This is a genomic window from Sphingopyxis sp. YR583, from assembly GCF_900108295.1.
Lineage (GTDB): Bacteria > Pseudomonadota > Alphaproteobacteria > Sphingomonadales > Sphingomonadaceae > Sphingopyxis.
Genome location: NZ_FNWK01000001.1, coordinates 1370347 through 1388618, shown reverse-complemented (window position 1 = coordinate 1388618; position 18272 = coordinate 1370347). Strand labels below are relative to the sequence as shown.

12 protein-coding genes are annotated in these 18272 nt (G+C 63.2%); 6 read left to right on the top strand and 6 right to left on the bottom strand.

The window, feature by feature from the left end; translation table 11 throughout:
- Positions 1–72: 72 nt before the first annotated feature.
- On the bottom strand, positions 73–1314 hold the full coding sequence (locus BLW56_RS06350; protein WP_093509750.1) for an FAD-dependent monooxygenase: 1242 nt from the start codon (positions 1312–1314) through the stop codon (positions 73–75).
- A gap of 124 nt (positions 1315–1438) precedes the next feature.
- Between BLW56_RS06350 and BLW56_RS06345 the strand changes: the two genes are divergently transcribed.
- The 4 genes from BLW56_RS06345 to ribA all read left to right on the top strand — a co-directional run bounded on the left by BLW56_RS06345 (position 1439) and on the right by ribA (position 6711).
- Entirely contained in the window at positions 1439–3751 is a 2313-nt protein-coding gene (locus BLW56_RS06345) for an FtsK/SpoIIIE family DNA translocase (protein WP_093509749.1), read from the top strand.
- Between the two features lie 107 nt (positions 3752–3858).
- Complete coding sequence (locus tag BLW56_RS06340; protein WP_371262207.1) at positions 3859–4509, top strand: LolA family protein; 651 nt, start codon at positions 3859–3861, stop codon at positions 4507–4509.
- A 355-nt stretch (positions 4510–4864) separates the two neighbouring features.
- Positions 4865–5659, top strand: coding sequence for an exodeoxyribonuclease III (gene xth, locus BLW56_RS06335; RefSeq protein WP_093509748.1), 795 nt, complete (start codon positions 4865–4867; stop codon positions 5657–5659).
- A complete protein-coding gene (gene ribA / locus BLW56_RS06330) occupies positions 5656–6711 on the top strand; it encodes a GTP cyclohydrolase II (protein ID WP_093509747.1) in 1056 nt (351 codons plus the stop codon). Before xth ends, ribA begins: the two co-directional genes overlap by 4 nt.
- A gap of 38 nt (positions 6712–6749) precedes the next feature.
- Here the strand turns inward: ribA and BLW56_RS06325 are convergent, their stop codons facing one another.
- The 3 genes from BLW56_RS06325 to BLW56_RS06315 all read right to left on the bottom strand — a co-directional run bounded on the left by BLW56_RS06325 (position 6750) and on the right by BLW56_RS06315 (position 9263).
- Complete coding sequence (locus tag BLW56_RS06325; protein ID WP_093509746.1) at positions 6750–7556, bottom strand: LytR/AlgR family response regulator transcription factor; 807 nt, start codon at positions 7554–7556, stop codon at positions 6750–6752.
- The gene (locus BLW56_RS06320) at positions 7553–8677 is read right to left on the bottom strand and encodes a sensor histidine kinase (RefSeq protein WP_093509745.1); all 1125 of its coding nucleotides are present in this window, start codon (positions 8675–8677) and stop codon (positions 7553–7555) included. Before BLW56_RS06320 ends, BLW56_RS06325 begins: the two co-directional genes overlap by 4 nt.
- Before the next feature lie 64 nt (positions 8678–8741).
- A complete protein-coding gene (locus tag BLW56_RS06315) occupies positions 8742–9263 on the bottom strand; it encodes a winged helix-turn-helix transcriptional regulator (RefSeq protein ID WP_093509744.1) in 522 nt (173 codons plus the stop codon).
- 125 nt (positions 9264–9388) lie between these two features.
- Between BLW56_RS06315 and BLW56_RS06310 the strand changes: the two genes are divergently transcribed.
- Positions 9389–9724, top strand: coding sequence for a CC_3452 family protein (locus BLW56_RS06310; RefSeq protein WP_093509743.1), 336 nt, complete (start codon positions 9389–9391; stop codon positions 9722–9724).
- A gap of 190 nt (positions 9725–9914) precedes the next feature.
- Positions 9915–12008, top strand: coding sequence for a RelA/SpoT family protein (locus tag BLW56_RS06305; RefSeq protein WP_093510818.1), 2094 nt, complete (start codon positions 9915–9917; stop codon positions 12006–12008).
- Positions 12009–12011: 3 nt separating this feature from the next.
- Here the strand turns inward: BLW56_RS06305 and BLW56_RS06300 are convergent, their stop codons facing one another.
- Complete coding sequence (locus BLW56_RS06300) at positions 12012–16340, bottom strand: hypothetical protein (protein WP_093509742.1); 4329 nt, start codon at positions 16338–16340, stop codon at positions 12012–12014.
- Entirely contained in the window at positions 16340–18271 is a 1932-nt protein-coding gene (locus tag BLW56_RS06295; protein ID WP_256203322.1) for a hypothetical protein, read from the bottom strand. Before BLW56_RS06295 ends, BLW56_RS06300 begins: the two co-directional genes overlap by 1 nt.
- Position 18272 lies beyond the last annotated feature (1 nt).

Sequence of the window (18272 nt, the reverse complement as noted above, 5' to 3'; positions counted from 1 at the left end):
CATGGTTGCCGCAACGACGGGGATAGGACTTCATGCTTAGCGGCGGGCTGCCGACGCTCTAAGTGGTAATACCTAGATTTCAGCGCCCGCGAGCAGGCGCGGCAGGTCGCCGGCCTCACCGCGTGCTTCGTCCATGAAGAAGCGCTTGAGCATCGGCATCCGCTGGACCGCGCCAAGCCCGGTGCGGCGCACCGCGGCGGCGGTACGGCCGGGAATGCCGAACAGGCGGGTAAGTCCGTCGGTCGCGAGGCTGACCATCATATTGTCGAGCCCGCGCCAGCGCTGATATCGCGCAAGCAGCGCGGCATCGCCAAGGTCAAGCCCGAGCCGCGCGCCCTCAACGAGCACTTCGGTCAGTGCCGCGACATCGCGCAGGCCGAGGTTGAGTCCCTGGCCCGCGATCGGGTGGATGCCGTGCGCAGCATCGCCGACCAGTGCGATACGGTCGGCGACGATCGATGCGCTGTGATGAAAGCCGAGCGGATAGGTCATGCGCGGCGCGACCAGTTCCATCGCACCGAGAACACCCCCAGCGCGCTTCTGCAGTTCGGCAATGAAGCCGCGCTCGCCGAGTTTCGCGAAGCCTGGTCCGTCCCTTTCGGATACCGTCCAGACAAAGGCCGAACGGTGCCGCCCCTGCGGATCGTCGACGAGCGGCAGCAGCGCGAACGGCCCCGATGGGTAGAAGATTTCGTGGGCGACATTGCCGTGCGGCTTTTCGTGCGCGACCGCACCGATCATCGCATGATGATGGTAAGACCAGTTCGCGATGCTGAATCCTGCGGCATCGCGCGTCGGCGAGCGGCGCCCTTCGGCGACGATCAACAGCGGCGCGGCGAGCCGTGTCCCGTCGGCGAGCGTCAGCACGGCACCATGTGCGTCGATCTCGCGCGTCACGACCGCCGCAGGCATAAGCAGCCTGACCAGCGGCGCGTCGGCCAATCCGGCGGCGAGCGCAAGGCGAAGCTGACGGTTTTCGATCATTGTGCCGAGCGGGGGATCCTCATCGGCGGTGATAAAATTGAGTTCGCCGCCGCGGCCGCTGTCGGGCGCACCATCGCCGACCTTGATGGCACGGATCGGGCAGCCATGCCCGCCAAGGCGGTCGGCGATACCCAGCACCTCGAACATCTGCCAGGTCGCGCTGGCGATTGCCGATGCGCGGCCGTCGAATCCGGGCGCGATCGTCGCCACCGGGTCGGCAGGATCGACGATCTGGACCGACAGGCCATGATGGGCAAGGGCGAGGGCGAGCGTCTGACCCACCAGACCGCCACCCGAAATCAGGACATCGCTACGCAGCGTTTCACTCATGCCTTCGCCCTAGCGTGCGGCGGAGCGGTTGGAAAGGCTGTGGGCAGGCCGGGGGCCGCGCTTGACGGCGAGTCCGCCCCATGCGCATATCGCCGTGGTTAAACGACAGGGACCGGATAAGAGCATGGCTAGCCGCAAGGCCGCACCCGTAAAGGCCGATTGGCGCACCGTTTTCCGCCAGAGTATCGCGCGATCGCTCGTGATCGCCGCGGCGGTGGCGCTCGGGCTCTTCACGCTGTTTCTCGCGCTCGCGCTGGCCACTTATGACAGCACCGATGCGGCGCTGAACACCGCCGCGCACGGCACCGCCGCCAACTGGATGGGCAGCGCCGGGGCGTGGTTCGCCGACCTTGGCCTATCGATCGGCGGAGTCGGCTTCGCGCTGCTGCTGCCGCTGCTCGGGATCATCGCCTGGCGGCTGTGGCTCGGCGAAGAGCAGCCTTACTGGCCGCGCCAGCTAGCATACAGCTTCATTGGCATCCTGCTCGTCGGTCTCGGCGCCGAACTCTGGGCGCCGGCGACGAACGCCCCGATGCCCGCGGGCTGGGGCGGGATCATCGCGTTGCTGTTGGGCGGAGCGATCACCCCGCTGTTCGCGCAGGCGGGCGAACCGGCAGCGGCGCTGATCCGGTTTGCAACCATCTTGCTGCTCATCGGGCTTGGACTGTGGCTCGCATGGCGCGCGCTGCGGCTGAACAAGGGTTGGGCCTCGCGCTTCAAGCTGCCGGCGGCCGAGGGGAGCCGCGTCGTCGAGCCCGTTCGCGTATCGAGCGAAGAAGCGAAGACCCCGAACCTGATGGAGCGTGTCGTGCGCCCGCGTGCCGTCGCCGAACCCATCGACCGCGCGCCGCCCGAAATCGCCGATCCCGCCGAACGCACCGCTCCCTCGAAGCCCAAGGCGAAACCACAGACCGAGCTGTTCACCAATTATCAGTTGCCGTCGATCGACCTGCTCGCGCCGCCCCCGCCGGGACCGACCGGACAAATCGACAAGGCGGGGCTGGAACGCAACGCGCGCCTGCTCGAATCAGTGCTTGAGGATTTCCAGGTCAAGGGTGTCGTCACCGCGGTTCGCCCCGGCCCCGTCGTGACCATGTACGAACTCGAGCCCGCGCCGGGTACGAAGGCCAGCCGGGTGTCGAACCTCGCCGACGACATCGCGCGCAACATGTCGGCGCTGTCGGCGCGTATCGCGCCGATTCCGGGTCGCACCGTGATCGGCATCGAACTGCCCAATGCGCACCGCGAGTCGGTCGTGCTGCACGAGATCATCGGCAGCGCGCTGTTTCAGGACCAGACCGGTGCACTGCCGATCATCCTCGGCAAGAATATCAGCGGCGATGCGGTGATCGCCGACCTGGCGCCGATGCCGCATCTGCTGATCGCGGGTACGACGGGTTCGGGTAAGTCGGTCGGGCTCAACGCGATGATCCTGTCGCTGCTCTATCGCCTCGGTCCCGATCAGGTGAAGATGATCATGATCGATCCCAAGATGCTGGAACTCAGCGTCTATGACGATATTCCGCATCTGCTCGCCCCCGTGGTGACTGAGCCCAAGAAGGCGATCCGTGCGCTCAAATGGGCGGTCGAGCAGATGGAGGACCGCTACCGGATGATGTCGTCGCTATCGGTCCGCAACCTCGCCTCCTACAATGACAAGGTGCGCGGCGCGCTCGCCAAGGGCAAGTCGCTCGGGCGCCGCGTCCAGACCGGCTATGACCCCGACACCGGCCAGCCGGTCTATGAGGAAGAGACGCTCGATTATGCGCCGCTGCCGCAGATCGTTGTCGTGGTCGACGAACTCGCCGATTTGATGATGACCGCGGGCAAGGAAGTCGAATTCCTGATCCAGCGGCTCGCACAAAAGGCGCGCGCGGCGGGTATCCACCTGATCCTCGCGACGCAGCGTCCGTCGGTCGACGTCATCACCGGCGTCATCAAGGCGAACCTGCCGACGCGCATCAGTTTCAACGTCACGTCGAAAATCGACAGCCGGACGATCCTTGGCGAAGCGGGCGCCGAGCAGCTGCTGGGCAAGGGCGACATGCTCTATGTTCCGGGAGGCAAGCAGATCACGCGTATTCACGGGCCCTTCGTCTCCGATGATGAAGTGCGCGCGGTCGCCGATCACTGGAAGGGGCAGGGGCGGCCCGACTATATCGAGAGCGTCACCGAGGATCCCGAGGATGGCGGCTTCGCGATGGAAGGCGCTCCGGCAGGCGGGGACAGCGCCGAGGACCGCATGTATGCCAAGGCGTGCCAGATCGTTGTCGAAAGCCAGAAGGCGTCGACCAGCTGGCTCCAGCGGCAACTCCGCATCGGCTACAACAGCGCAGCGCGCCTGATCGAGCGGATGGAGGATGAAGGGCTGGTCAGCCCCCCCAACCATGTCGGCCGCCGCGACGTGCTGACAGACCAATATGGCCAGCAACGTTGAGGAACCATTGCGCGCTTCGCGACTTGAACAACGCCTGACGACAGGTTCAGCGCGGGTTCAATGCCGGGCTGCGATGACCGGCCGCCCTGTTTGAAAACGAGAGACTGATGATCCTGAAGACGAATATGATCCGCCTCGCCGTCTGCACGCTCGCGCCGTTGGCCGCTGCCGGCCTCGCCCTCGTGGTACCGGCGATCGCCCAGTCGTCGAATGCACTGGCATCGGTGCAGTCGCACTTGAAGTCGACAAGTTCCATGACCGCGGAGTTCGTGCAGACCGACCGCAACGGCCAGCGGCTGACCGGCCAGCTCACCCTGAAGCGCCCGGGCAAGATCCGCTTTCAGTATCAAAAGGGCGTCCCGCTGCTGATCGTCGGCGACGGCAGTTCTTTGACGATGATCGACTATGAAGTGCGTCAGGTTCAGCGTTGGCCGGTGAAGAATTCGCCGCTCGGCGCGCTGCTCGACCCCGATCGCGACCTGACGAAATATGCGAAGGTTCTTCCCACCGGAAACGGCGACGTGCTGAGCGTCGAGGTCAAGGATCCGAAGCGCCCCGAATATGGCACGATCACCATGGTGTTCGTGCGCGACGGCGCGGCGCCCGGCGGGCTTCGCTTGCGCGGTTGGGTGGCGCTCGATTCACAGAACAACCGCACACGAATCGACCTCAGCAACCAGAAGTTCAACGTGGCGGTCGCCGACTCGGCCTTCAAATGGACCGATCCGCGGCCGAAGCAGCGCGGCCGCGTGGGCTGACAAGGAAGCCGTCGCTGCGTTTGAAATGAGCGCGCCGAATTCGGGAAAGGGATTCGGCGCCTTTTCCAGACCAACGGACGTCTCGTATCGACGAACTGCAGGAATGGCGCAGGAACGCCGATTTTGTTCAGCTTGGCGACAGGGAGGACCGTCTATTTCAAATCTCGAAGGCGCCAACACGGCCCCCGGATTTGGGTTTCCCCCTGTTGCCCCACCCGGACTGCCAGGCACCTTCATTCAAGAGCGTGACGAACGCTGACCTTGAACCCCCGTTCCACCGCCCCTGGGACGGGGGTTTAATTTGTCCGGCGCATGGGACATTGCGCGCCCCGACGTGCGCCGATAGAGCCACCGCATGACTCGCACCAGCATCGCTTCATGGAACATCAACAGCGTTCGCGCGCGCATCGGAATCGTCGAAAAATTCCTGCGCGAGGAAGCCCCTGACATTCTGTGCCTGCAGGAGACCAAGGTCGAATGCGGCCTGTTCCCGCCCGAGATGTTCCGGCGGCTGGGATATGAGCATATCGTCACCCACGGCCAGCGCATGCACCATGGCGTCGCCATCGTCAGCAAGCAACCGCTGACCGACGTGCGCAAATATGACTGGCAGGCCAACGGCGAAGCACGGCATGTGGGTGTGACGCTGCCGTCGGGCGTGCGGCTGGACAATGTCTATATTCCCGCTGGCGGCGATATTCCCGACCGCGAGCTTAATCCCAAGTTCGGGCAGAAACTGGATTTCTTCGGCCGTATGACCGAATGGTCGGACGCACTCGCCGACACGCCGACGGTGCTGACGGGCGATTTCAACGTCGCGCCGCTCGAAAGCGACGTGTGGAACCACAAGGCGCTGCTCGACGTCGTCAGCCATACGCCGATCGAGGTCGAAACCCTCGCGCGTCTGCGGGCGGCATCGAACTGGGTCGATCTCGGGCGCCATTTCGTCCCCGCGCCGGAGCGGCTCTATACATGGTGGAGCTACCGCGCGAAGGATTGGGAGGCGTCGAACCGCGGCCGACGGCTCGACCATATGTGGGTCACGCCCGACCTGATGCAAAAGGCGGTGTCGCACCGTATCGTACAGCCCGCGCGCAGTTGGGAACGGCCGTCGGACCATATCCCGCTGATCACCGAGTTCGACTTTTGAACAATGTCGGCGCCCGGAACGCCGCGCGCGCGATCGATGCCTTGCGGCGCGGCTGGCCGTTTCGCCTGACCGGCCCTGACGGCATACTCGATCTGCTGGCGGTCGAGAGCGCCCACGATGCCGCACTGGCCGAATTTGGCAGCCATGACATCTTGCTGTCGGGCGAGCGGGCTGTGACGCTCAAACTCACCAACCAGCGTGTCGCCGCCACGCCCGGGCCGGTGCGCCTCGCGAACGCCGCCCCGGTTGTTGCTGCGGCGCTCGCGATCGCCGATCCTGCACTGGATCTCGCCAATCCGCTCAAGGGCCCCTTCCACACCGTCGCTACCGGCGGCGAGACGGCCGCGGCCATTGCGATGACCATGGCGCGCCACGCCGGCCTGCTCCCCGCCTTCTTTGTGCGTCAAGCGGCGGGCGACGCCGAAACCGCGTGCAGTGTCGAAAATGTCGCCGCGCTGCTCGATCCCGTCCGCCTTGAAATCGCGGCGAGGGCGAGGCTGCCGGTCGAAGCCAGCGAAAGCGCGGAGATCGTCGCCTTCCGGTCGCCCGAAGAGGCGTCGGATCATGTCGCGCTCGTCATCGGAAAGCGCGACGGCAATCCGCCGGTCGTGCGGCTGCACAGCGAATGCCTGACCGGCGATGTGCTCGGCAGCCTGAAATGCGATTGCGGGCCGCAACTCCATGCGGCGCTTCACGCGATGGCCGACGCGCCGTGGGGCGTGTTGCTTTACCTCAGGCAGGAAGGCCGCGGCATCGGCCTCGTCAACAAGCTGCGCGCCTACGCGTTGCAGGATCAGGGCTATGACACGGTCGACGCCAATCTGCGGCTCGGCTTTCCGGCCGAGGCGCGCGATTTCGCGATTGCGGGACGGATGCTGGAACTGCTGAACATCCCCCAGATTCGGCTGATGACGAACAATCCAGAGAAGGTTGCGCGGCTCGAAAAAGAGAGTGTCGAGGTCGTCGAGCGGATTCCGCTGGCGCTGCCGACGAACAAATATAACGAGCAATATCTTGCGACGAAGCGCGATCGCACGGGACACCAGCTCTAAGGAAAAAGGCGCCAGACGATGCCGGCGCCTTCGTCAAATCAATGCACGAAGCGCGCGACGACGTCGCGATAGCTGCGGCTGACTTTTACCTGCGCACCCGAACCCAGCACCAAAAAGCATTCACCGTTGGTGTGCGGTTTCACTTGCTTGACCTGTGACAGGTTCACGATCGTCGACCGATGAACGCGCTGGAAATTGCGCGGATCGAGGCGCTTTTCCAGATCTTTCATCGTTTCGCGCAGGATCAGGCTGTTGTCGGCGGTGTAGATGCACATATAATCGCCTGCGGCGTCGATGCGTTCGATGCTGTCGACATCGACGCGGAAAATCTGGCCGCGATCCTTGATGTTTATCATCTTTTCATAGCGATCGGCCGCGTGCGCATCGGGGGCGACCTCGGCATCATAATCCTCGACCGCTTCGGGCGCGACTTCCGCCAGCACGGTCTTGAGCCGCTCGACCTCGGCCGCGCCGCGCTTTTCGGCGAGGCGTTGCCGCACGCGATCGAGGGCATCGGCCAGCCGCTCGGGCTCGACCGGCTTTACCAGATAATCGACTGCCTGCGCCTCGAAGGCGCGGATGGCATGGTCCGAATAGGCGGTTACGAACACCACCAGCGGCGGCTCGACCTCCATCAATCCCTGGATCACCGAAAAGCCGTCGAACCCCGGCATCTGGATGTCGAGGAAGACAAGGTCGGGCTTGTGGGTCTTGATCTTTCTGATGGCTTCCCGGCCATTTTGCGCGGTGTCGACTACCTCGACGTCGGAATGCGGTTCCAGCCGCAATTGCAGGCCTTGGGTGGCCAATTTTTCATCATCCACAAGGATGGTTCTGATCGTCATGTTCTCTCGGTTCCAATCGTCATTTGCCCATCGGGCTGGAACGGAAACTCGATAACCACCGTGAATCCACCCTCAGCGCCCACATGGACATCGAACCGGTGCTGATCGCCAAAAGCCTGCGCCAGCCGGTCCCTGATATTGGCTAAACCCACACCGGTCGATTCCGTTGCAAAGCCAGTGGTGGGGTCGGTCGTTTCGGCTGACAATCCCGCGCCGGTGTCGGACACGGTGATGCGAACATTTTGACCGGCCAGTTGTGCAGAAAGCGTGATATCGGCGCCTTCTTCCTGCGGAGTCACTGCATATTTGATCGCATTTTCGATCAGCGGCTGGAGCAGAAGCGAGGGTAAGCGCGCGCGCGAAACGGCGGGGTCGATCGCAAAATGGGGTCGCAATCGCTCCTCGAAGCGCATTTTCTCGATGTCGAGATAGAGCTTCAGCGTCTCGATCTCCTGCGCCAGCGTCACTTGTGCGGTCGGTTCGTTCGCGAGCGTGTAGCGCAGGAACGCCGACAGGCGCGATAGCATGGCGTTCGCGGGTTCAGCCTGTTTCAGCAGCACGAGCGTCGAAATGCTGTTCAGCGTGTTGAAGAGGAAGTGCGGGTTGAGCTGGTAGCGCAGCATCGCGAGCTGCGCGGACGCCGCCTGCGCCTCGAGCCGCAGGACACGGTCATTCTGTTCCTCGAGCTGGAGGAAATAGTTGATCGCGAAATAGAGCGCCGACCAGGCCGCGAGCGAGGTCGCATCAATATACATGGCGCCGAGCAGCAGGCTGGTGAAACCCGCCTCGCTCGCCGGGTTCTGGATCTGCGCGACCCATGCGTCGATAAACGCCCACAGCGCGGTCGCCACCCCCGCCAAGCCGAAACTGACACCCCACATCAAAAGCGGACGGCGGTTGATCAATGCACGATAACAGGCCGACAGGATAAGCGTCAGCGAAAAGCCGGTGATCGCCGAAATCATCTGCGGGATCAGGAAGGTGAAGGCCTGGCCATTGGCGAGCCCCGACACCCCGCGCAGGCCGAGCCATGCGGCCCAGCCCAATATCTGCAGGTTCCAGAAAGCCCGGACCTTGTTGTCGAAAAAGGGCCCCGGCGAAGACAGTCGGAAAAGCGGCATAGGGGTCTGCGTGATAGTGATGATCAGTCGCCGCGCGGGCGATATCGGAAACCGGCGCAGCCGATCATTCGGCGGCCACCGGCGTCAGTCCGGCGTCGCTGCGCACGCGTGCCTGACCGAGCGGCTGGAGTTCGGCGCGATGCTTCCACAGCAATTCCTTGTAACCGATCACCCGGCCGTCGTGCGCGGTCAGCGTTACCGGCCCGATCGGCTGTTCGTCGCGCGCATCGACCAGAACGGGGGTCGAGGGCACACCCGCGCCCCATTTTTCGCCCCACTGGCGCAGCGCGATCATCGCGGGGAGCAGTTCGATGCCCTTTTCGGTTAACTGATACTGCACCTTGCGACGGTCTTCGGCCATCACTTCACGCGCCATGATGCCATGGTCGACCAGCCGTGACAGCCGGTTCGACAATATGTTGCGCGCGATGTTCAGCTCCTGCTGAAATTCCTCGAAATGATGAACGCCGTTAAAGGCCGCGCGCAGGATCATGAACGACCATCGCTCGCCCATCGCTTCGAGCGCCAGCGGCAGGGCGCAATTGCCCCCATCCATATCGTTCAGCAGTTCGCGTAATTTTCCCATAACCAATGCCCTAACGTAAAATCGCCCCGTGCGCCAAAAAAATATAGGCTCTCCGTTGCATATCGCAACTTAAAGTCTAGGGAGCGTTTCGCAACCTTTCGGTTGCGCAAAAACAGGAGGTCCAGATGCCCATATTCAAGCTTTCTCCCCTCGCCCGGTCGTTCGCGCTGACCAGCCTCGCGCTGATCGGCGGCTTTGCATTTGCATCATCGGCCGCGACCGCAGCCGGCGGCGTCTATTATCGCGCCGAACTGGCCAGTCCGGCGCCCGAAGCACGCTTCGTTGCGCGCGACGTCGTGTGGGCTTGCACCGGCGCCGGCTGTGTTGCGAGCCAGGGAACGAGCCGTCCGTTGATCATGTGCGCGGCACTGGCAAAAAAAGCGGGCCCGGTGGCGAGCTTTACCGCGGGCGGCAAGGCGCTCGAAGCCGACGACCTCGCGCGCTGCAACGCCGCGAAGTAATTCGCCAGAAGCCTTTGAAAGCCAACGTGCTCCGTCCGCCTCGCGGGCTGCGCACGGCGGCTTTTCTGCATCTTTTTCGGCGGCGCGAACGATGCTTCCAAGCCGCTTTATCAAAGTTGCCGATCTCGTGCGGTTTCACGCAAGCAAATTTCGCATTGCAATATTGCCTGCATGAACGACATTGGACGCGATGCTGAGGCAATATGAACTTGTCGAGCGCGTGCGCGCTTATGATCCCGACGTCGATGAGGCGCTGCTGAACCGCGCCTATGTGTTTACCGTCCAGAAGCACGGCAGTCAGAAGCGCGCCTCGGGCGACCCATATTTCAGCCACCCGGTCGAGGTGGCCGGGATTTTGACCGATCTCCACCTCGACAGCGAGACGATCGTCACCGCGCTGCTTCACGACACGCTCGAAGACACGCTGACGACGCCCGAAGAGATCGAACGTTTGTTCGGTGCGGATGTCGGCCGGCTCGTCGATGGCGTCACCAAGCTTTCGAAGATCGAGGCACAGACCGAAAACGAACGCGCCGCCGAGAATCTGCGCAAATTCCTGCTCGCAATGTCCGATGACATCCGCGTGCTGCTGGTCAAGCTCGCCGACCGGCTGCACAATATGCGGACGCTGCACTTCATCAAGAATCCCGAGAAGCGCCGCCGCATCGCGAAGGAGACGATGGACATCTATGCCCCGCTCGCCGAGCGGATCGGCATGTATGAGTATATGCGCGAGATGCAGTTGCTCGCGTTCAGCGAACTCGAGCCCGAAGCCTATGCGACGATCACCGGTCGCCTCGCCAAACTGACCGCAGGCGGCAAGGACAAGGTCGCCGGTATCAGCCGCGAGTTCAAGGAATTGCTCGCCAAGAATGGCATCGAGGCAGACGTTTCGGGGCGCGAGAAGCATCCCTATTCGATCTGGCGCAAGATGCAGGAACGCCACGTCAGCTTCGAGCAGGTGACCGACATCATTGCGTTTCGCGTCATCACTCCGACCGACGCCGATTGCTATGCGGCGCTGGGCTTGTTCCACCGCAAGTGGAAAATGGTCCCCGGACGCTTCAAGGATTATATCTCGACGCCCAAGCGCAACGGCTACAAGTCGTTGCACACGACGATCATGCACCAGCAAAATATGCGGATCGAAATCCAGATCCGCAGCGTGGGTATGCATCAACAGTCGGAATTCGGCCTCGCCGCACACTGGGCTTACAAGCAGGGCGGCAGCACCCCCGACGGACAGGCGGGATGGATCCGCGACCTCATCGAGATCCTCGAACAGACGCACGATCCCGAGGAGTTCCTGGAAAACACCCGCATCGCGATGTATCAGGATCGCATCTTCGCCTTCACCCCGAAGGGTAGCCTGCATCAGTTGCCCAAGGGCGCAACCCCGGTCGATTTCGCCTATGCTGTCCACACCGGGCTCGGCGATCGCACGGTGGGCGCCAAGGTCAACGGGCGGCTGGTCCCACTGCGGACCCAGCTTTCGAACGGCGATACGGTCGAAATCCTGTCATCGGACAAGCAGACACCGCAGCCGGCATGGCTCGGCTTTGCGGTCACCGGCAAGGCGCGCGCGGCTATCCGCCGCCATGTAAGGTCGAAGGAAAAGGTTGAACTCGCGGCCCTCGGACGCAAGATGTACGATGAGATCGCACTTCGCTTGCCAAACAAGGTCGGCGACAAGGCGCGGATCGCAGCCCGCGAGCGGTTGAAGATCGATGACGATACCGCGCTTTATGTCGCAATCGCGAAGCAGCGGATCACCGACAATGCCCTGCTCGAAGCGCTCGTCCCCGGCATCACCGCCGAGATGAAAACCAAACCCGGCAAGCTCGTGCAGGGCGCTGCGGTGTCGATCGCGGGACTGACACCGGGCGTTGCCTATCAGCTTGCCGACTGCTGCCACCCCGTCCCGGGCGATCGCATCGTCGGCCTGTCGCGGCCGGGCGAAGGGATCGAGGTGCATGTCATCGACTGCCCGCGGCTCGCCGATGGGATCGACGCCGATTGGATCGACCTTCGCTGGCAGGAAGACAGCGAGGGCGGCAACGCGCGGCTGTGTATCGTGATCCTCAACGAACCCGGCACGCTCGCCGAAATGTCAGGCATCCTCGCCGCCAATTCGGCGAACATCACCAATTTGCGCCTGTCGAACCGCGAGGGCGGTTTCCACACCTATGACGTCGTCGTCGAGGTGCGCGACGTCCAGCATGTGATGCGCATATTGTCGGCGCTGCGCGCGTCCGACACGGTGGTTCAGGCCGAGCGGCAGTAGCCTCTAGTTTGTGTAGAGCAGCGGGGGTCGCCAAGCGTTCTGGTCAACCTCGTCGCTGACCTTGTAGACCATGCCCTTGCTGTTCAGGAACAGCTTTTCCATCTCCGGCCGCGTAAACGGCCGCGAGCCGACGCGGCCGAACACCGCCATCTGGCCGCCCGTCTCGTCGACCGCGCGGTCACGGTCGAGACCCTTCGACAGCGCCAGCGCGGGTGACGGCGTCTTCGCCCACGCGATCAGTTCGGGGGTCGGTTTCGGCGAAAAGCCATAGAGGCCGGGATTGTCGGGGCTGGTGAGCTGGAGCACCTTGATGCCATTCCGCCCGTCGGCGACATAACCGAACAGCGAGGCGTTGGTCGATGCGACGATCACATCCTCGGCGTCATTGAGTATTCCGCCGAAGGTCAGCCCCGGCCACACGATCGGCGCCGCGGGTCGCGTCACGTCGACGATCACGAGGCCGTCCGACTTTGCTGCGACATACATATAGGTGCGCGCCAGATAGATTTTCCGGGCATTGGCAAGGCGAACCGTGCCCGACGGCACCGCGACCGGCTGCGCCAGATTCGTGACGTCGAACAGCTTCACGCCTTCGGCATCGGTCACCCAGAGGTAGCGGAATTGCACCGCGCTCGCGCGCGCGTCGGTCAGCGGCAGCTGCGCCGTGACGTTGGGCTGAAGCGGCGTCGACAGGTCGAGCACGACCAGCCCCGCATCGGTGGTGATATAGGCCATGCTGCCGGCGAGCGTGATGTGCCGCGCGCCGGCAAGCACATTGCCCTCGTTCCACGTCAGCGCGCGGCGGAACTTGTTGTTGCGGAATTCGCCGTCGGCCAGCGTGTCGATGTCGACGAGAACCAGCCCTTCGACGCTGTCGGTGATCACCGCGTAGCGGTAGATGTCGTGCATCACCTGCTCGTGGTTCTCGGGGAAATTCTTCACGATATTCTCGTTGCGCGACACGCTGATCGGCTGTGTCGTCGCGATTGCCATGCAGGTCGCATTCTTCGTCTTCACATGCGTATCATGGCCGAGCGCCGAGAAGGGCGCGCGGATGATGCGTTCGGAGAAGCCCTTGTTGCCGATCGACGCGATATCATAGACGCGGAAGCCGCCCTTGCCCTCGGCGACGAACATATACTCGCCGCGTTGCTGCAAACAGTTCACGCGGCCGCCCGTGCCCTGAACGATATTGGCGAACTCCTCGAGTGCGTGGGTTTCGCCCGAACCCTTCTTGTCGAAGGTCTTGCCGCGCACCCAATTCTTGAGCTCGCGCCCATTTTGGTCGACGTGCAGTTTCCAATAATCGGGATAGGCATATTTCTGGAGATAGCTGCCGATCACCGCCTGCGGTTCGTCCCATTCGGTGACGCGCGTCGCCTGGAAGCTGTTTTCCTGACCCGACCAGACGTTCAAACCGACGAAATTGACGAAATTGGTGCCGAGCAGATTGAGCTGCGCCATGATCGCGTTGTTATCGTCGGCAGCGGATAGATGGCAGTCGCTGCACTGCTTGGTTTCGGAACGGCGCACCGTGTGCGGGAAATGCGGCGCGAAGGCCTGGCTCGAATAGCCCGCCGACGAGATCGGCGGTTGCTGCACATAGATGCGCTCGCGGTTGATGTTCGTCGACGACAGCACCAGCGCCGATGTCGAACGCACCGGCGTGATGATGCCGCGCGCCTCGCCATTCGGGCCGGGTTCGCCGGGCTTGGTCAGCTGGTGCCGGCCGAGCTGGAACATCTCGTCGCGCGCCACCTGCGGGTTGTAGGTCGCGAAATTGCGCGTTTCCTCGCCCTCGAAATGGTGCATCTTGGTCTTCCAGTTCGCCTCGATCGGCAAATGGCAGCCGCCGCAGCTTGTCGTCCATGACAGGTGACAGGTGAAGCAGGTCATCTTGTCGTCGCCGTGTGCGCGATCTTCCTTCGCGATCCCCGGCCCCCATTCGAACTTGCCGTCCTCGGCGCCCGCGCGCGCCATCAGCTTGGCCCGCGCCGCCTTGGCGTTGAAATGCGGCCCCGGCGTCACTGCCTGTTTGACGAGGCTGACCTGCCATTCGAGCTTCGGATCGACGATCGAACGCTGGATCAGCCCGATGACTTCGGCATCGTCATTATACTGGAATTCGAAGCGGCGGCGCCCGTCGGGGTTACGCAGCAGCGCCAGATTATTGCCCTGCGGCCGCGCCGCGACGTTCGAGGTGAGCAGGTTCGGGAAAGCATCCGCCGTTCCGTGGCAATCCTTGCAACTGATTTCGACGGCGTTGGCGACCTCACCCTGGATATAGCCATTACCATGGCTGTCCTGCGCGAAGTGACAATCGGCGCACTGCATGCCCTTTTCTGCATGGATGTCCATCATATGGACCGCCTTGCCGGGGTTGAGGCCCGGTGGCACGAACTTGCCCTCGACACCCGGCCGGCCCGGATCGGCGCTCGACAGGCAAAGGTCGCGCTCCTTCGGATCGGTGTAGTGGCTGCAGCTCTTGCGCCACTTCTCGGGATCCTTGGGATCGATGATGTTCGCGGTGTCGGTACCATAGGTCGACATATTGCCGTCGGCGGTCAGCAGGTTGCCGTTCCGGTCGCGTTTGAAGATGCCGCGGAAGTTCCAGCCATGGCCGTGATAGTCGGCGAACTGCGTATCCTTGTTGCTGTCGTTGACGTCATAGACGTCGCGCAGGAATTCGACATCGGCCCATAGCCCGCGCGTCGCCGCCCCCTCCGGATTGCGTTCGAGCACCTGATGCACTTCGGCGGCGGTCGGATAGCGCTGCTGCTTGTATTTCTTCTGATACTCCTCGTCGCTCATCCCCGGCGGACGCGGCGCAGTGTTGTCCGGCCCCGGCCACATCTGCGGCGCGTCGGACTCATAATCCCACATCGTATAACCGAGGTACGAGTTCAGGAAGATATTCGGCTGGTGCATGTGGCACGACATGCACTGTGAGGTCGGGATCGCACGGGTGAACGCATGGCTGATTGGATGCCCCGATTCGCGGCGCTGGCGCGGCTCGCGCACCGGCGCTCCCGCCGCTGTGGCGGCCGGATCGATCAGCGAGCCATGTCCGGTCCCGCCGACATAGCCGTCGTCGGGCGCCATGTGTGATGCGCCCGCATGACCGCCGCCCGCAGGCTTCTTTTCCGTACCATGGGCGTCGCCGGCCCACAGCTTTTCGCGGATCGTCGGATCTACGGTGTCGGTTTCGCCATCGCGGCCGAACTTCGCATAGGTCAGGCTGTGCCGCGGCTCGCGATCGTTGGCGTAGACGACATGGCAGCCCGAGCAACCCGAATGGCGATAATCGCCGGGCTGGTCATTCGTCCCCATGAACCACGAAAGCGGATCGTTGAGGCGCGTCTTGTGGATGTTGAGCACAGGAATCGACACGCGCAGCCCGGTGCCGGGACCGCGGTTCGACTGCTTGAGGTCGGGGCGACCGGGTTCCTCGAGCCGCTGGATGCTGCCCGTCGGGTTGGGCAGGCCGATTTCGGGGAATTGCGTGTTGATGTTGCGCCCGCCGCGTTCGAACACGCGGAACACATCGCCCGGCGGCAGCACGCTCCAGCGCGGCAGTGGGTACATTTTGGCGAGCGCACCGCGCTTCTTTTCTTCGTCGGTGAGAATCTTGTCGAAGCCGAAGCTCGGCTTGCACGCTTCCTTATACTCTTCGGCACTCAGCCGCGACGAGGGCGACAGGATGCACGCGGGCTCGCCGGTGCGCGTATAGGCTTCGCCGAAGATGTAATTCTTATAGGGGACGATGCCGTTGTTATACGCCGCGCCGCCCCACAGCATCGCGCCGGTCGACATCATCGACCGCTCGGTCGCCTCGATCACCTCGAGATGGCACGCACCGCACGCCTCGCGCGCGACGCGATAGTCGCTGGGGTTCACAAAGCGGATGAATTCGGGCGATTCCTTGTTGAGCAAGGTGTAGCTGCGCTGCGGATTCGCCGAGCTGTCGTGCCACGCGCCGGGCAGCGTCGGTTGCGGATGCGCGAGCTTCATCACCGCCTTGTTGGTCGGATGCTGGTAGCCAAGGCTGGGCGTGCCGCGCTGGCTGGCGTCGCCGCCGTGGCAGTCGGTGCAGCCGAGCTTCACCGCCGGCGTCGCGTGCATCGACGGCTGGTCGGTGCGCGTGTGGCAGCTGTAGCAACCCTCCGATTTCGCGCTGACATCGGCGTCGTTTTGCTCGCGCGGCGCGGGCGGCGTAAAGCGATATTCGATCTTGAGCGGCTTCTCTTCTTCGGCCGCGCGAACGACGCTCGCGCCAAACGCCGCGCACATCGTCACGAAAGCAAGCAGGGCGAAGAGTTTGCGCAGCAGCATCAGAAACTCACGATCACATTGGCGAGGATCGACACATAGGCGTCGTTCTTTTTCTTGTTATCGAACAGATCCTTGAACCCCTTACCCGGCAGCAGTACCGCGCCGCTGAGGCGGCCGACGATGTTCTGCGTCGCCTTCGGTCGCCAGATCGTCGCGACCGACAGGTCGAAGCCGATATCCTTGGGGATCGATCCTTCGGTGCGTAACGCCTGCAGGCTCGACGTATTTTCGAACCAGAGATGGTTGAAATTGGTGCTGACGCGAAATTCGGGAGTCAGGTCGAAATCGGCACCCGCGCCGATAAAGACGGTGCCGGGATTGTTGAAATTCGACTGCCCCTCTTCCTTCGACGAGCGCAGCGAATTCAGGATCCCATTGCGGCCATTGATCGAAATGACACGCCCGCCGCCCGCAAAGGGGATCGTCTGGCGGATCCAGTAGCTGGTGTCGGCACCACCGAAGATCGGATTCTCGAAGATCGCGTCGAAGCCGCCCTCGGTATTATTGTAAGGGTTACCATCGCCGGTCGCGTATAGTCCGGAGAGGCGGAAACGCATCCAGTCGTGATCATAGCTCAGTTCGACCGCGCCGAATCCCGCGCGGATTTCGGCGGGTTTACTGGTGAAAAAGCTGTTCCGGTCCTCGCCCAGCGCGGCATAGAAGCTGGCGGTGACGTTGATTCGGCCGATCCGTCCATCGGCGCTGTACCCCAGATAGACGACGTCATATTCGCGCCCGCGCAGGTCGCCGAGCAGCGCGGGCCGCACCGGGAAACCATTGTGGTCGATCTGCACGTCATTCTTTTCGCGGTTCATATTGTAGGTCGCGCTGATCTGGCTGGTCAGCCCGACGAACGGGAAATCCTGGCGATAAAGATTGCCGGTGAAGATGAAATCGCTGCGCGGGGTCTGCGTGATATCGTTGAGGCCGCTGTTCGTGTCCTTTTCGAGCCGCCAGAAAGCCGCGAGATTATATTGGAAACGGTTGTTGTCGCGGTTGCCGAACAGGCGGATGCCAAGCTGGCTGTCGTTGAACAAGAATCCGCGGAAATCGCTCTGGAATGGCTGGATGCCGACGCGGATCGAATAAAAGTCATAGCGGTCGGACGTGTTGCCGAGATGCTTGTCGACGAACAATTCCTGCACGCCGAGGAACGAGTCATAGCGATGGCTCGCCTTCGATGGGCGCACGTCGAGCACGCGCCGTTCGGGCACGTCGACATAATTGGCCTGATAAGCGAGCGTGACACGATATTCGAGGTCGGGCGGTTTGAATGCGGTCGACCCCTTGATCAACGCGGCGCCCGCGATGATCGTCTGCGCAAAGACGAAGCTGCGATCCTTGCCGAACACGTCGAGGCTGCCCGGCCGCTCGGTAGTCTGGACCCCGACGGGGATTGGGAAAGTACGCGGTTCGAACACTGTGTCGGACACCGCATTGGCGACGAAGAACCAGTCGTCGCCCTTGATCGGCAGCCATTTGACCTTGCTTCGGTCGATCGCCCGGTCGCCCTTGTAGGTGTTCTGGTGATAAGGATCGAACCAACGTTCCTTGACCACGCCCAGCGTCTCGATCAGGCGCCAGCGATCGGGGACGGGGAGCTGGTCCTCCATCCCCGGAAAGGCCTGCGGCGGCGGCGGACGCAGTGCGCCGACATTATCCTGGCTCAAGGCGTCGGGCAGGTCGGGGCGATAGCCGGGACGGCGGCGCCCCTCGATGATATCGGTTACGAGGTCGTCCTTGACCATTTCCTGCCAGTCGACCGGCGGCGGCGGAGGGATCAGTTCGTCGGCGGGCTGCGCGGCGGGCGCAGCGTCGCCCGCAACCGGCGGTCCCTCGGGCGCGGGTGGCGGCGGCGCGACATCGGCTCCCGGCGCGCCCTGCGCCGCGAGTGTCGCGATGATCGGCCAAAGGCTGCCCCCCGTCATCATC